This is a genomic window from Brevibacterium sp. HMSC24B04, from assembly GCF_001806835.1.
In the GTDB taxonomy this organism is placed as follows: Bacteria; Actinomycetota; Actinomycetes; order Actinomycetales; family Brevibacteriaceae; genus Brevibacterium; species Brevibacterium ravenspurgense.
Genome location: NZ_KV786101.1, coordinates 40,196 through 55,375 on the forward strand (window position 1 = coordinate 40,196; position 15,180 = coordinate 55,375).

The window sequence follows — 15,180 nt, forward strand, 5'->3', positions numbered from 1 at the left end:
AGCGATCACATCCTGAACACGCCGTAGCCGGGCGCGTTGTTGGGGCGGGCAAGCGGGGCGTAGCGGGCGGCTTCCAAAGCCAGTGCGAGCACCTGGCGGGTGTCGCCGGGTTCGATGATGCCGTCATCCCACAGCCGTGCGGTCGAATAGTAGGGCACACCCTGGGTTTCGTACTGCTGCAGGACAGGCGCTTTGAATTCGGCTTCTTCTTCAGCCGACCATTCTTCACCGCGAGCTTCAATCTGGTCGCGTTTGACGGTTGAGAGCACGCTGGCTGCCTGTTCGCCGCCCATGACGGAAATACGGGTGTGCGGCCACATCCACAGGAAACGCGGACTGTAGGCCCGCCCGCACATCGAGTAGTTGCCGGCTCCGTAGGAACCGCCGATGACGACGGTGAACTTCGGTACGCGGGCGGTGGCGACTGCGTTGACCATCTTCGCTCCGTGCTTGGCAATACCGCCGGCTTCGTAGTCGCGGCCGACCATGAAGCCGGTGATGTTCTGCAGGAAGATCAGCGGGGTGTCGCGCTGGTCGCACAGTTCGATGAAGTGCGCGCCCTTCTGCGCGGATTCGCCGAACAGCACACCGTTGTTGGCGATGATGCCCACGGGGTGCCCGTCCAGGTGGGCAAAACCGGTGACGAGTGTTGTGCCGTATTCGGCTTTGAATTCATGGAACTCGCTGCCGTCGACCAGACGGGCGATGACTTCGCGGACGTCGTACGGGGTTTTGAGGTCGGCCGGCACCACCTGGGTGAGTTCGTCCGGGCTGAACAGCGGTTCGCGCGGTTCCCGGCGCGCCCACGCCGGGGTCAGGCTTTCCTGCGGGGGCAGGGTGGACACGACATCGCGCATGATCTCCAGGGCGTGCTCGTCATTGGCCGCCAGGTGGTCGGTGACACCCGAGGTGCGCGAATGCAGAGCACCGCCGCCGAGCTCTTCAGCCGTGACGACTTCACCGGTTGCGGCCTTCACCAGAGGCGGGCCGCCCAGGAAGATCGTGCCCTGTTCGTTGACGATGATCGATTCGTCCGCCATCGCCGGGACGTAGGCACCGCCGGCGGTACAGGAGCCCATGACGGCGGCCAGCTGCGGAATGCCGGCAGCGGACAGGGTCGCCTGGTTGTAGAAGATGCGGCCGAAGTGCTCACGGTCGGGGAAGACGTCGTCCTGGTTGGGCAGGTTGGCGCCGCCGGAGTCCACCAGGTAAATGCAGGGAAGCTGGTTTTCGCGCGCAACTTCCTGGGCGCGCAGGTGCTTCTTGACGGTCATCGGGTAGTAGGTGCCGCCCTTGACCGTGGCGTCATTGGCGACGATGACGCAGGTACGGCCGGAAACAACGCCTATGCCGGTGATGATTCCAGCACCCGGGCTGTCGTCGTTGTACATGCCGTTCGCCGCTAGCGGTGAAAGCTCCAGGAACGGAGTGCCCGGGTCGAGCAGCTGCTCAACGCGGTCGCGCGGCAGCAGTTTGCCACGGTCGATGTGCCGCTGCCGTGAGCGCTCGGAACCGCCCAGGGCAGTTTGGGTGATGCGCTCACGCAGTTCGTCAATGAGCGTCTGGTGCGCCGCCGCGCGTTCGGCGCCGACCGCAGCATCAGGCGGCGTGCCAAGTGTCTTCATCCGAACTCCTTCGTACTGGATTCCACTGGGCCGTGAGGTTTCAGACCTTCAGACGGGCTTTCAGAATGTGCTTTCTGACTGCCGCTTGCCGATTTCAGTGAATTGCCACTAACTGAAAGTATAGTATGTCGATGTGTCTCCAGACACAAGCAAGAACACCGGCGGCGAAAGAGCCCAGCAAAGGAGGGCGGCATGACACGCAGCGCAACAGGCGCGACCCGCCCCGGCAACGCCCAGGTACCCGGCAATCAGGTGACAGCAGGCAGTGAAGCCGGCGGCACCTCGGGAGCTTCACCGGCCCCGACTAAGCGACAGGCCGCGAAAGAGCGCAGGCGCCAGCAGATCCTCGATTCGGCCAAAAAGCTGTTTGCCCGTCAAGGGTTCCGCGCCGTCAGCATTGACGACATCGGCGCGGGCGCGGGGATTTCCGGGCCTGCGGTGTACAGGCACTTCGATTCAAAAGAAGCCCTGCTGGCCGAACTTCTGGTCGGCATTTCCAAACGGCTGCACGCTGGCATGAGCAGCATCGTCGCAGCCCACAGTGGCGCACAGCCGCGCGAGGCAATGGAAGACCTCCTGGCCTTCCACGTGGAATTCGCGGTGAACGAACCGGAGCTCATCCGCATCCAGGACCGCGACTTCGAAGCCCTGCAGGAAAGCGATCGCAAACGCGTGCGCCGCCTGCAGAGGGAATATATGACCGGCTGGGAAGACGTGCTGATACAAGTGCACCCCGACCTTGAAGGGGCCGGGGTGAGGGTGCTTGTTCAGGCGGTCATCGGGATGCTCAATTCGACGCCCTACGTGGTGCGTCGACTCAACGCAGACGTCATCGAGCAGCATCTGAGCGACGCCGCCCGCGCGGCACTCCGCCTGGGGTGAAGCACCCAGCGGAGCACCGCGTGCCGGCAGGGTGAGCCCCGCCGGTCAGGGGTTCACGCCTTCTGGACGGTGATGGTCCAGCTGGCGTCGCCGACGCGGTCGAAGTGGGTCACCGGGTAGCCGTTTTCAGCCGCCCACTCCGGGATCGCCTCTGTTGCCTGCGTGCAGTCGAAGTCGATTTTGAGCTCATCGCCGACCGGCAGAGTGTCCATGGCCTTCTTCGCTTCGACCAGCGGGAAGGGGCAGACTTGGCCGACGGTTTCGAGTACGTGCTGCATGTTTCTCCTTCAATAGGACGCACATCGGGCGCTGGGCAGCGCCGCGATTGCCGGGTTGTGTGCCTGGCTTGTCAGGCACGAGGGGTTGAGGGGCGCCGCTCAGACGCGAGCCGGGGTCTTCTGGGATGCGGCTTCCTGCGAGGTGCCGCCGCCGATGGTGAGCTTGGCAGCGACTCCCGCGCCAATCACCATGAATGCGAGTGAAACCCAGCCCTGCCACGTCATCATCGCGGTCTGGACCATGCCGTTGCCGACGGTGCAGCCGCCGGCCAGGGCAGCGCCGACACCCATGCCGATGCCGCCGATGATCGACTTGACCACCGTGGTTGCATCAGGGACGCGCAGGCGGAATTCACCGGAGGCCTTCGCCGCAATGAACGAACCGACAATGAGCGACAGGGTGAAGTAGACGCCCCAGTCGACGAGTTCGATATCGCCGGTCGCCAGGTAGGTCACCAGGTTCGCCGACGGAGTCGTCACACCCAGGCCGCTGTTGCGACCGGCAGCGGCTGAGAGCACCCAGCCGATGGTGGCGATGACACCGATGACGGCGGCGGTTGCAAACGGGTTCCACCGCTTTTCAAGCAGCAGGTGCTTCAACCCGGTGTAGCGCGGAGGAAGTGTTGCAACCTTGGCGCGGCCGCGGTTGTGGTGGATTGTCAGCCACACGGCCACGGCGGCGAGGATGACGGTCAGAACCCACGGAGACACGTGAAGTGTTTCGTAGATTGCACCCTGAGAGATCTGGATGTCGCGCATGCTTTCGGTGAAGCCGCTCAGCGGGCCGTTCTTCATGATCGAAGCCGACAGCGCGTACATGCCCAGTGCGAACCAGGAGCCTACGAGCCCTTCACCGGCGCGGTAATAGGTTCCGGTGGCGCACCCACCGGCAACGACCATCGATGCGCCGAAGATGAAGGCACCGATGATGGTCGCCGCCCACGGGAATCCCTTGGACTCCAGCTGGATGATGCCGAGGGACACCATCACCCACAGGCCGACCGCGTGCACGGCGATGAGCACGATGAACGATGAGAACCAACGGGTTTTGCGTGCGAAGAAAACGTCACGGAATGCACCCGTGGTGCAGTAGCGTCCGCGCTGAAGAATAAAGCCGAGGACGCCGCCGATCATAAGACCGGTCAAAGCCATTGCAGACCTTTCGTGTTTGCCCTCTCAACCACACCGAATCGGGCGCGGCGACTGTGGCCGCGGGTGGTGTCCGAGCCGGGCGGCAATCAGCGCGCGGCTATAGCCGGCGCAGGCATATGGGCAACGGCGCAGGCTCGGTGAGCGGAGGGGATTATCTGGGAACTGAGTCCACCTGGACGGTGGGCGCCCCAATCAACACGAAGAAGTGCAGATGTACATAAAGTCGACAGCCCGACGGGAGAACAGCACATTGCGCTGAGCAGGCATGTTCTCTCCTTGTCTATGGGCTTGCGTGAAATCGCTTCCGGGGAAACGACAGACGTCATCATGCGCCGCCGCAGTCGGGCGTGTCAAAACGCGCTCGCTGTATGACAGCGGATCCGTCATCGAACAACAGACAAGGGCGGCGGTCTATTCCCGCCCTTGGTTTTTCACCGCAGGGCAGAGCCACCGAGTGCATTCAGTTGATGATGCGGCGGCTGGCCATGCGCGGGTCGTCGCGGAATGTCGACAGCAGCAGCGAGCTGCGCGCTTCGGGCACCAGTCCGGCGGCGGCTCGGCCCAGCTGGACCGCCATTCCGTGGAACAGGTTCACTCCGCGCTTGCCGATGCACAGAAGCTGCGCGTCGGCAGAAGCCTCAGCGAGCGCTTCGACGGGATTGGACGATTCGACGAACTTCGCGGATGCCTTGAGGTCGCGGAATTCTGAGCGCAGCCACGTGAGGTCGAAGTCGACCTGCGAGTTGGCCCGGTCAGAGTTTTCCAGAGTTCCGGTGGCGACAACCACCTGGAGGGGAACTCCCGCCCGCTGCGCAAATTCCGCTGCATCGAGTGCGGCAACCGCCGAATACTCCGAGGTGTCCATGCCGACGATGACGGGACGTTCGTCACGGCCGTCTTCGCTGTCTTCAGAATCGTCAACGGGTCGGTGAATGAGAACCGGACACAGCGCATGTCCAGGCAGGCCGCGGCTGACAGTGCCGATCCTTCCGGCAACGGGCTGGTCTGATCCGTGGTGGCCGATGACCAGCAGTCCGGCGTCCATGCCGCACTTGCCGAGCTCTTCTGCCGGGTCGCCGAACAGCACACGGGATTTCACTGAAGCGCCTTCGGGAATGTCGAGTTCAGACATGACGCGCTCAATAGCGACTTCGCCTTTTTCCCGCTGTTCTGGCGTTCCGACGGTTGAGAAGGTGCCGGGCAGATTGTGTTCGTAGTCCCCTGCCGGGCGTTCGGTTTTGATGACGGTGACAAGGTCAATGGGAGCGTCTTGCGCGAAGTTGTCCACGGCGAACTGTGCCGCTTTGCGGCTTGAACCAGAACCGTCGATTCCGACGACGACGTCTCCGCTGATCTTCACGTAGCACTCCCGGTAGAAGGTCTGCCTTTCCTGCACCCTACTGTAACCCGGACCACACTCCCCCACGGCACACGAGGCGGAGAGCGCATTTCCTCTTCGACGGGCTTGCCACCCAGGAGCAGGATGCGGCCGGATTCATCCGAATGGCCGGTGAGGCGAGCGCGTGCACATTGGTGCGAGAACAGCGCGAAGCCCAGCGGCGCCTCGTGAGAAGAAATACGAGAAAAGAAGGAAGCTCCCCCAACGAAACCTGCGCTATCTGCCAACAAGTACTCTTACCACCGACCACGTACGCAACACTCAGCCGTGAAACCACGATGCCCCGTCAAACGACACAGACAACCACCGGTGCTGTCATCGCAAAACCTTCGCGGCGTAAGGACTGATACATGACCGCACTGATAATCCTGTCGATCGTTGTCTCAATCGCTCTGGGTTACGCCACGAAGATCAACATCGGGTTCTTCGCGATTGTCTTCGCGTATCTGATCGGCGCATTCGCAATGGATATCCCGGTGAGCGAGATCATCGCAATGTGGCCGGTCAAAATATTCTTCGTCATTTTGACCGTCACGTTGTTCTACGGTTTTGCGATGGCGAACGGAACTCTCGAAAAAGTTGCCAACTGGCTGCTCTACCGCTCCAGAAACATCCCGTGGGCACTTCCTCTGGTTGTCTTCTTGTCAGCCACACTGATTGCGGCACTCGGCGCCGGGTTCTACACCGTGCTCGCATTCATGGCCCCCATGGCGCTCATGCTGTCCGTGCGCACAGGGATGAGCGCAACGGTTGTCGCTATGGCCGTCAACTACGGAGCCCTTGCTGGAGCAAATTTCATGACCAGCCAGTCAGGTGTCATTTTCCGGGGTCTGATGGAAGACAACGGGATTGACAAGCAGCAGTCATTTGCGAACTCCACTGCGATTTTCGTCGCCACTATGATCATCCCGCTGGTTGTCATCGGCACCTACATGCTGACCAACCGAAAAGCCATAAACATCAAAGTGGAAGCGACAAAACCAGAGCCCTTCAACACAAAGCAGAAGCAGACGCTGGCACTGATTCTGACCCTTATGGTCATCATGCTCGCCGCACCGATACTCTCTCAGGCGACTGACAACGAAACAATCATCGCGCTTGCCGATAAGGTCGACATTTCGTTCCTCGCCATGGCCTTCACTGTGATTGCGCTGCTGATGAAGCTTGCCGATCAGAAGGCAGTCATGGCAACCGTTCCATGGAACACACTTCTGCTCATCTCGGGTGTGGGCATGCTGATCTCAGTGGCGATCGAAGCAGGCGTCATCACCCAACTGGCAGACTGGGTTTCCGGCAATATTCCGGAGATTCTGATCCCCATGGCGGTGGCGCTTATTTCCGCGTTCATGTCGGTATTCGCATCAACCCTCGGAGTTGTCACGCCCGCCCTGTTCCCAATCGTTCCTGCCATTGCCGAGTCGACCGGCATCGAAGCCACCGTTCTGTTCGTCTGCATCGTCATGGGTTCCCAGGCGACGGCTATTTCTCCGTTTTCATCGGGAGGATCGCTCGTGTTGGGCGCCCGCCCACAGGAGATCGAAGAATCTAAGCTGATGAACGGACTGCTGTTCAAGGCCATCCCTGCTGGCCTCGGAGTTGTCATCCTCGGAACATTTGTCGCGAACGGAGTGCTCTCATAATGACGTTGTTCAGCCCAAACGAACCTGTTGACTGGCACGCTCATGTGTTCACCGCCGGAGTCGGCGTAGTCGAAGGCGCGCGCTACGCGCCCTCGACTTCAGCGACTCCTGACGAATTCATATCCCACTTCACCAGCGCCGGCTTCCAGAAAGGTCTCCTTATCCAGCCGAGCTTCCTCGGGACTGACAACAGCCAAATGCTCGAGGCGATCGCGCAGCACCCGGAGCGTCTGAAAGGCATTGCTGTCGTTCCTATCGACATCGACGCCGAATCGATACGAGCGCTCACCGGGCAGGGAATCATCGGATGTCGTCTGAATCTATTCGGAAAAGATGCGCCTGACCTGGAGCAGCCCCAGTGGCGCAGCTTCCTGGCTCGAATTGCAAACGCTGACTGGCAGCTGGAACTGCACGCCCCCACAGGCTTTCTCAACGCTCTGCTGCCTCAGCTGGAGTCTTTCGAGTCTGACATCGTGATCGACCACTTCGGTCGCCCCAACCCCTCAACGGGACCCGACACGGAGGAGTACTCACAATTCCTGAAGCTCCTCGATCAGGAACGGCACTGGATCAAGACGTCAGCCTGGTACCGGCTGGGAACTGATCCTGAAAAAGGGCTCGCACACGCACGCGCTGCCAAGCGGATGCTCGACGAACACGGCATGGGAGACCGCATGCTGTGGGGATCAGACTGGCCGCACACTCAGCACCCCGAGATCACCTACGACCTTGCGCTCGAAGCAAGGGAGGCGATTGCGGAGTCATAACGGCGCCTCGTGAGACAAAAAGAAGCTCCCCTTCCGAATACGGAAGGGGAGCTTTTATCCCGAGCCGCCTGCCGGAATCGAACCGGCGACCTATTCATTTTCGTTGGGTACTATTCCATCTAGTCAGACGACGCGTTGATGCAGGTTAAGGCCGACAGGGACGAGACCGTTTTACGCCACGTGACTCTGCAACGGGCAGAACTGCTATGTGGCACCTTGCTTCGAGGCCGAACTGCCTCTTCTCAGATCGGACGGACCGCTGCCTCAGAGGACGACAGAGTCGGGCGAGAACAGTTGCAGCAATCATTAGTAGCACAGAAACAACGGCAAGACTGCCCGCTCAACGTTTCTCATCCGCCCCGCCTTCTGATCGCCTGTCGGGAGAATCTGCCACCCCGCACGAAAACCAATTTGTTACGCAAGCCGCCAAAGACAGAAATCCGGATTAGAGTCCAGGCTTAGGTAGAAATCCCGGGAAAACCAACTGTTTGCTCCGGCAACCGACAAGATTTAACTGCGAGCTGGAGAAACGTCGCGCGCAGCACATCCGGCTCTCCAAACACAAGAAGTCAGCTGATCTCAAGAATCAGAAGACAAGCCGCGGCGATAGAATTCTCGGAGAAACTCAACCGCAGGCCAGGAAGCGCTAGCACGTCTCCCCCGCTCTTGGAGCATTTGCTCATTCGACTTCTTATCAGCCGATTGAACACGACGCATGCAGTGCAGTGCACTGATAACCCCCAAGGTAAAACCCAACTTGCGATATCGACACGGATTTCCATAGTCCGATTTAGCCACAGAGGGTATTAACAGAAAGGTCGATTAGAAATAAGTTCGCAGCCCCGCTTCCGTATTGGCAGCAACAAAACTCTTCAGCTCGTTCAGCATGGACCTAATTACCCATTCGATAGATGACTCGTAGGCCCCTCAGAGACCTTAAACAGCCTGACAATTACACACGTGAAGTCACAGTCTGCCTTCAGTTTTTAATCGAGGAGCATTCATCCCCACAGTCGCCGCTGTTTGGGCTTGGATCTAAAGAAGCTCGCAAGTATCCCTCAGACGCCTTCGAACAACCCCTTTGGGTCTCGACCAATTATTCACCGCCCCTTAAATTACTCAGCCTCATTCCTACGCACCCTGTTACGCAACTTTTTAACATGCGGCAGTGGAAGTTAGCGTGATCTGCGAACAGGCCCGATCGGCTTGGCCCTTTTGAGCCGTCCGCCTGATTGAGACCAGCTCAATTCAATCGGGAACACCCGTCTTTCACTACCGCTTAGGTGGCTTTCTTGCGCGAATAGAATAGGTGGGCTGATATGGGTCGAGCCTCTGGCGACTTTGCACGGCGAGGGATTTTCGATCAACCCGTTCTACGGCAACTCACCCCCCTGAAGTGCCTCCTCACTTACACAGAACCTCGGAAGGCGAAACTCACGATCGGCCCAAAGAGTTCAGGGCGCAGAAACAAGACAAACAGGCATACGAGCATCGCGCATACCCGCCCGGTAGCGGCAAGAGGTCGAGCGAACAGCTCAGATCCCCACTACGCAGCCGACGAATCGTCCGACGGACGCACTGCTCTAGTACCGACCAGCCCGATTTAACGTCGTACAGCCAAGTTCGGTCCTGTTGATTAATTCGTCGCCATCGATTGACGGACGTACAGGGCACGACTAAGCTATCCTTCTGATATACGAACTTCGGTTCCCATATGCGAAAGACAGTGAGGTCATGTCGCGATACACAAGTACGGGCACGCGCCCCAGATTTAAACGCTCGTTGCGCTCTTTAACCACTGGCGCACTTCTGGCGATCACTGCGATCTCGGGCTGTGCATCACCAGAGCACACGTCGAATCCCACGCTCAGCTTGGCTGATTCGTATTCTCCCAAGCACCCCTTTGGCAAGTACGGTGTCAGCGTCTTCATCAACACCCTCAAAGAGGACGGCATCGGCACCGAGTATTTCCCTTCCGGTCAGATGGGAAACGCCGAGGATCTTGCTTCGCTCATCTCCACCGACAACATCGACATCGCACCAGCATCGGCTGCGTATCTGGAAGATAAATTTCCGCTCTCCAGCGTCGGTGATCTGCCAATGATGACAACCGATGCCTGCGTCGCCGCCGATTCGATGATGGACCTTCTCGATGAGGACGGAATCCTGTACACAGAGGAATACAAGGACCGCGGGCTCCGACCGCTTTGGGTTTCGATCATCCCTGGATACGAAGTGATGACCAGCGGAACCAAAGTAGAGTACCCCGCTGATGTGCGTGGATTGCTTCTTCGCTCCTCGGGAGGCGCATTCGACGTGACTATGAAAACTATCGGAGCGTCAGCGGTAAGCATGCCGGCCGCCGATACCTACGAAGCAATGGCTCGCAACACCGTCGACGGAACCGCAATGCCGTTCGTCAGTGTTCCCTCCTACAACCTCGAGCAGGTTTCCAAATACTCAACCAAGGGGCTCAATCTCGGCTCTGTCGGTATCCCATATGTCATCAGTGAACGCACATGGGACGGCCTTAGCTCACAGGATAAAAACAATGTCACTGAGGCTGCAGCTCACGCTCAGAGGTCATTGTGCGCTGGTCTCAATAAAGAAAAGTCCCAAGCCGAAGCACGGATGACAAAGGACGGCGGCGTCACATTAGTCCCGATCACCGGCGAAGCCAAAAAGCAATGGACCGATGAACTGAGCCGTGCCAAGTCAGATTGGGCCGCCAGCCTCGATTCGGTTGGTCTACCCGGTAGTGAAGTACTGGCCGAATTTGAGAAGGCGGTGACCACGAATGAGCGAAATCGATCAAACAACTGACAACCTCACTAATACCTACGGCCGCATCCACACGGCGATTGTGTCAACATCAAAGTGGTGTGCGATCGTCATGCTCGCGCTGATCACAGTGCTGATGCTTACTGAGGTCGGATTTCGATACTTCGCCGGTAGCCCACTGGGATGGAACGTCTCGCTTATCGAAAACGTTCTGCTACCCGCAATCGTATTCCTCGGGATGCCGTGGGGCTATGCAGTCAGCGCGCACGTCGCTACAGACATGCTGTTTAAGCGCCTTCCCGCCAAAGTGCAATCGGTAGCACGCTGGCTCAGCTTCATCGCGGTCTTCGTGGGAATCGGCGCATTGGCCATCGCGGGGACAAGCGCGATGCTGGAAGCGCTTAAGCACGGAGACATTCCACCGCCACTGTCAGCCCAGCTACCAATCTACAGCTGGATCTGGCGGTCATTTCTCCCGCTTGGAAGCCTATTCACCGCTGTAGTCATTCTCTTGGAGTCCAAGACATTCCTCAAAGGCGGTGCAACCGGATGCTAGTACTCACCATCACAGCATTCCTGCTGGCCCTCATTCTACTCCGGGTACCAATCGCCTTTGCCATCCTGATCAGTAGTATCGTCGGCTTGCTGGCACTCGACGGTCCACCCGCTGTGGTTGGCATCCTAATGACGATCCCGCAAAGCGCAGTCAGCAATAGTTCATTGGCAGCGATCCCGCTCTTCATCCTCATGGCACAGTTGCTCCTCCAGAGCGGCGCGCTCTCCAGCCTGTTCGACTCGGCAAAGGTTCTTGTTGGCCGAATGCGCGGTGGAACAGCACACGCTGCTGTCGGCGCCGGAGCCGTCTTCGCTGCGGTATCGGGGTCATCCACAGCTGCGGCAGCAACGCTCGCTCATACCTCAACCGGCGAACTTATTCGGCAGGGATACGACAAACGCCTCAGCGCCGGAGTCGTGGCCGCAGCCGGAACGCTGGCGGCGATGATCCCACCCAGCGTACTCCTCATTTTCTATGCCATCACCGCCGAAACTGGGGTCGGACCGACCCTCATCGCCGGACTCATTCCTGGTCTCCTAGTTGCTGTGGCGCTAGTCATCACGATCACAATTCTCATCACATTCAACTCGTCATCAGCGCCACGAGGCGAAGCAAGCAACTGGCACGAGAAGTTCCGCAGTCTTGTTGGCCTAATGCCCGTCGTGGCGATCTTCATCCTCGTAGTCGGCCTGGTCTTCCTCGGTGTCACGACTGCAATCGAAGCTGCCGCAGTCGGATGTCTGGGGGGACTGGGACTGATGCTAGGCGAGAAGAAACTCACCTGGGCGAACTTGACAAAATCGTTCGCTGAAGCGCTGCGCTCATCTATCATGATCCTGACGATCATCATGACCGCGCATGTCTTCGGTCACTTCATCACTAAGTCCCAAGTGACACCTTATTTGGTCGAATCGCTCTCGGCGATGCCCATCGCTCCGATTCTGATCGTTGCGATCATTGCCGTCGGTTACCTCATTCTCGGTTTCTTCATGGACCAGATGGCGATCATCGCGCTGACTGTACCGGTGACTCTGCCCGTTGTCACTGAACTTGGATTTGATCCGATCTGGTTCGGAATCGTAGTGATTTTGCTAGCCGAAATCGGACTCATCACTCCCCCGCTCGGGCTCAACGTCTTCGTCGTCGCCCAGGCGTCCAGAATGCCTGTTCAGGATGTCTTCCGCGGAAGTGTTCCGTTCGTTCTCGCAATTTTAGCCGTCGGTGTCCTGCTATTCGCCTTTCCGCAAATTGTCCTGATACTGCCAGAAATGATGGGAAGTCTATGACGCACCAACAACATGCGCCGAATACCCAGCTCAAAGGGCCACTCGACGGACTAATCGTCGTCGAGATCGCCACAGTCATCATGGGCCCTTTGGCTGGAAGGCTCTTCGCGAAGCTTGGCGCAGACGTAATCCGCGTCGAAGCTCCTAACGGAGACGTAATCAGACGGTCTGGCCAGTCTCGAAACCCTGGGATGTCAGCCGCCGCGCTTAGTCTTGGGGACGGGAAAAAGAACATCACGCTCGACTTTTCAGATGTCGAGGACCAGCACACATTGCAAGAACTCATTGGAATTGCCGACATCGTCGTCACCAACTACCTCCCACGACAACGTCAGAAATACAGGTTCGATTGGGATGCTGTTGCAGAGATTAACCCCCAATGTGTTCTCGTCACGGCCCAGGGGTTCTCTTCGAACAGCCCCGAACGTGACCGACCCGCGTACGACGACATTATTCAAGCGGCCAGTGGTCTCAGCGATGTCTATCGGAAATCATGGGGCACTCCCCAGTACTCTCCGTACGTCGTAGCCGACAAAGTCTGTGCCCTGTCGATGGTCTATTCCGGACTCGCTGCGATTCACCGCCGCCACATCACCGGTCTCGGCCAATGGGTGGATGTTCCCATGTTCGATGTCATGTCCGACTTCAACATGGTCGAACAGCTCAACGACTACACTTTCGAGCCCCCGTTGGGTGACGCTGGCTGGCACCGAACGATTAATCCAGCGCGACGACCACACCGCACCACGGACGGGTGGGTCTGCATACTGCCCTACAACGACCGACAGTGGCAGACTTTCCTCGCCATCGACGATCCAACCGTCATTGACAGAGATGTGCCTTATCCGACGAACCGCGACCGCAATGCCCACATCGAAGAAACACAGGCTCTTATCGCTAAGTTCGCTGCGCACCGGTCGACAAGTGAAGTCATCAAACTCTGCCATGACCACGACATTCCGGCCCAAGCGGTCAATAGAATCGAAGACCTCGTCGACAACGAATACCTCAGACGGCGCGGAACTGTGGAAAAAGTCATTCACCCCACGGAAGGTAGCTATTGGCGAACCACACCGAACGTGAGCTACTCCGAATCACCACTACAGCCCGTCAATCTGGCTTCGCCGGCAGACGGAGACCGCGAGGACATTATGGCCATCATTGAACAAAGGAGAAACAAATGACCAGCGAATCGATCAAACACTACGTCGGTAAAGATCTCGAGGCCTACACTCCGCCACGTCACACATTGACATCAAACCTCAGGCTTTTACCTGGAGACGATGCCGAAGGAGCAGTCTCTGTCGTACGCGGAACGATCGAACACGGCGGATCTGCACTCCCCCATCGTCATCTGAAGAGCACCCAATTCCTCCACATCCTCTCTGGTCGCTGTTTAGTCAAACTCGGTACACAAAACCTCGAACTGGGCGGAGGCGACTCAGTCTTGATCCCGACCGATGTCGTCCACCATGTCGAGGTCCTCTCAACAGAGCCACTGGAACTCATCAATGTCTACTACCCCGCTCTTGCACCCGACGACACAATCGAATGATGACGAAACGATGGTATGCGACCGAATACGTCATTTAAACTGGCGTAATGGTTACGAAGCACCGGACGGTCAGCCGTGTCGTCGGCATTCTCGAATACGTGGTGAGTTGCCCTAACGGCGCATCTCTTTCTGAGATTGCTGAACATCTTGACGCTCCGAAGTCATCCGTTTACGGGTTCGTTCGTGGGCTTGAAGCCGAGGGTTATTTAAAAGAAAACACGGCCGGACACTTTGTTTTCGGGTTGGGAGCTCACACCCTTCTGGCTTCCCAGGCGACTTCCCTCGTCGAGCTTGCTACACCAGCGATGACCACCATTGGGAGCGAGCTCGGTGAAACCGTCACCCTCGCTGTGTTCCTCGATCACGAAGTGACCTACGTCCACTCGGTCCCATCCAGTCAGCGCATTAGCTACAACCCTGAAATGTACACCCGCCGACCGCTCTGGCCCACAAGCGCCGGCAAGATTCTCTTGGCGACATCTGAAAATCCAGAACTCAAAACGCACGTTCTTACGTCAGAAAACCTAAAAGCGGAGACCCTTGAGGCCGAAATCGCCTCCGTACGGCAGAGAGGCTACGGCCTTAACATCAGCGAAACAGCAGCTGATGTGTCTGCATTCGCCCTCGGACTCATGATCGGCTCCTCCCTGGCCGCGGCAATAACGGTCGGCGGACCAAACGTCCGAATGCGGCCCCATATTGAAGAAATGGTCAATACTGCTTGTTCTGCAATCAGCAACAGCGGTCTTGATGTATGGGACTTCACCTAGGTTCACCAATAGGGGAAATTTAGGCAATCGAGCGATTAGCGGGTGCCCTCCCCATGCAGATTGGGGCGCTGCTGGTTAAAGTCATGCAACCATTCGCTAAGTGCGTTTCTGTGGCCGCTTCCTAACAGGCAGACTACCGTAGATCCGCCCACCTCTGAGCCGTTGATGAAAGCATGCAGCCTTGCTACCCATGTGCAATCAGTAGGGTCGTGTCCCTTTCGGAATGATTCCCAGACCAATGAGCGTGTACCACCGTAATGCCAATGTGTAACGCATATGCACTATCACTGAAGGCCCTCTCATCCTAAGCATTTCAGGTTAACAACTAGCTAGGCATGCGGCATAGCGTTCCTACTGCAGCAACAGCCTTCCCGTAGGGAACCGCCTGGTATGCAATCCTCGTAGCAATCGACCACGGCGTGTACAAACCAACACCCCGGCGCTGGACTTTTGGAGGCTCTTCCGGTTTTAGAGTGCGTTGACCCGGTT

The 15,180-nt window shown here is 58.1% G+C and carries 13 protein-coding genes; 9 read left to right on the top strand and 4 right to left on the bottom strand.

Going from position 1 to position 15,180, the window contains the following annotated elements:
- Positions 1-5 precede the first annotated feature (5 nt).
- The gene (locus HMPREF3092_RS08740) at positions 6-1,625 is read right to left on the bottom strand and encodes a carboxyl transferase domain-containing protein (protein WP_070424617.1); all 1,620 of its coding nucleotides are present in this window, start codon (positions 1,623-1,625) and stop codon (positions 6-8) included.
- Between the two features lie 192 nt (positions 1,626-1,817).
- Here HMPREF3092_RS08740 and HMPREF3092_RS08745 point away from each other — a divergent pair, with 192 nt between their 5' ends.
- The gene (locus HMPREF3092_RS08745; RefSeq protein WP_083274344.1) at positions 1,818-2,507 is read left to right on the top strand and encodes a TetR/AcrR family transcriptional regulator; all 690 of its coding nucleotides are present in this window, start codon (positions 1,818-1,820) and stop codon (positions 2,505-2,507) included.
- A 53-nt stretch (positions 2,508-2,560) separates the two neighbouring features.
- On the opposite strand, the gene HMPREF3092_RS11530 is transcribed toward HMPREF3092_RS08745, so the two are convergent.
- From HMPREF3092_RS11530 to HMPREF3092_RS08760, 3 genes are all read right to left on the bottom strand, one after another.
- Positions 2,561-2,785 carry a sulfurtransferase TusA family protein gene (locus HMPREF3092_RS11530; RefSeq protein ID WP_019174504.1) on the bottom strand — a complete coding sequence of 75 codons (225 nt, stop codon included), beginning with the start codon at positions 2,783-2,785 and terminating at the stop codon, positions 2,561-2,563.
- Positions 2,786-2,884: 99 nt separating this feature from the next.
- Entirely contained in the window at positions 2,885-3,937 is a 1,053-nt protein-coding gene (locus HMPREF3092_RS08755; protein WP_070424618.1) for a YeeE/YedE family protein, read from the bottom strand.
- Between the two features lie 460 nt (positions 3,938-4,397).
- On the bottom strand, positions 4,398-5,297 hold the full coding sequence (locus HMPREF3092_RS08760) for a universal stress protein (RefSeq protein ID WP_019174502.1): 900 nt from the start codon (positions 5,295-5,297) through the stop codon (positions 4,398-4,400).
- A gap of 389 nt (positions 5,298-5,686) precedes the next feature.
- Between HMPREF3092_RS08760 and HMPREF3092_RS08765 the strand changes: the two genes are divergently transcribed.
- The 8 genes from HMPREF3092_RS08765 to HMPREF3092_RS08795 all read left to right on the top strand — a co-directional run bounded on the left by HMPREF3092_RS08765 (position 5,687) and on the right by HMPREF3092_RS08795 (position 14,691).
- Entirely contained in the window at positions 5,687-6,976 is a 1,290-nt protein-coding gene (locus HMPREF3092_RS08765; protein ID WP_070424619.1) for an SLC13 family permease, read from the top strand.
- Positions 6,976-7,743, top strand: a complete 768-nt coding sequence (locus HMPREF3092_RS08770) for an amidohydrolase family protein (RefSeq protein WP_070424620.1) — start codon at positions 6,976-6,978, stop codon at positions 7,741-7,743. The genes HMPREF3092_RS08765 and HMPREF3092_RS08770 overlap by 1 nt, the downstream gene beginning before the upstream one ends.
- A 1,734-nt stretch (positions 7,744-9,477) precedes the next feature.
- Positions 9,478-10,566 (top strand): TRAP transporter substrate-binding protein DctP, encoded by a 1,089-nt coding sequence (gene dctP / locus HMPREF3092_RS08775; protein ID WP_070424621.1) that lies wholly within the window; start codon positions 9,478-9,480, stop codon positions 10,564-10,566.
- Positions 10,541-11,080, top strand: coding sequence for a TRAP transporter small permease (locus HMPREF3092_RS08780; RefSeq protein WP_070424622.1), 540 nt, complete (start codon positions 10,541-10,543; stop codon positions 11,078-11,080). The genes dctP and HMPREF3092_RS08780 overlap by 26 nt, the downstream gene beginning before the upstream one ends.
- Complete coding sequence (locus tag HMPREF3092_RS08785) at positions 11,074-12,366, top strand: TRAP transporter large permease (protein WP_070424623.1); 1,293 nt, start codon at positions 11,074-11,076, stop codon at positions 12,364-12,366. The genes HMPREF3092_RS08780 and HMPREF3092_RS08785 overlap by 7 nt, the downstream gene beginning before the upstream one ends.
- A complete protein-coding gene (locus HMPREF3092_RS08790; protein WP_083274346.1) occupies positions 12,363-13,550 on the top strand; it encodes a CaiB/BaiF CoA transferase family protein in 1,188 nt (395 codons plus the stop codon). The genes HMPREF3092_RS08785 and HMPREF3092_RS08790 overlap by 4 nt, the downstream gene beginning before the upstream one ends.
- Entirely contained in the window at positions 13,547-13,921 is a 375-nt protein-coding gene (locus HMPREF3092_RS11035) for a cupin domain-containing protein (protein WP_083274347.1), read from the top strand. The genes HMPREF3092_RS08790 and HMPREF3092_RS11035 overlap by 4 nt, the downstream gene beginning before the upstream one ends.
- Positions 13,922-13,968: 47 nt before the next feature.
- Positions 13,969-14,691, top strand: coding sequence for an IclR family transcriptional regulator (locus HMPREF3092_RS08795; protein WP_070424624.1), 723 nt, complete (start codon positions 13,969-13,971; stop codon positions 14,689-14,691).
- Positions 14,692-15,180 lie beyond the last annotated feature (489 nt).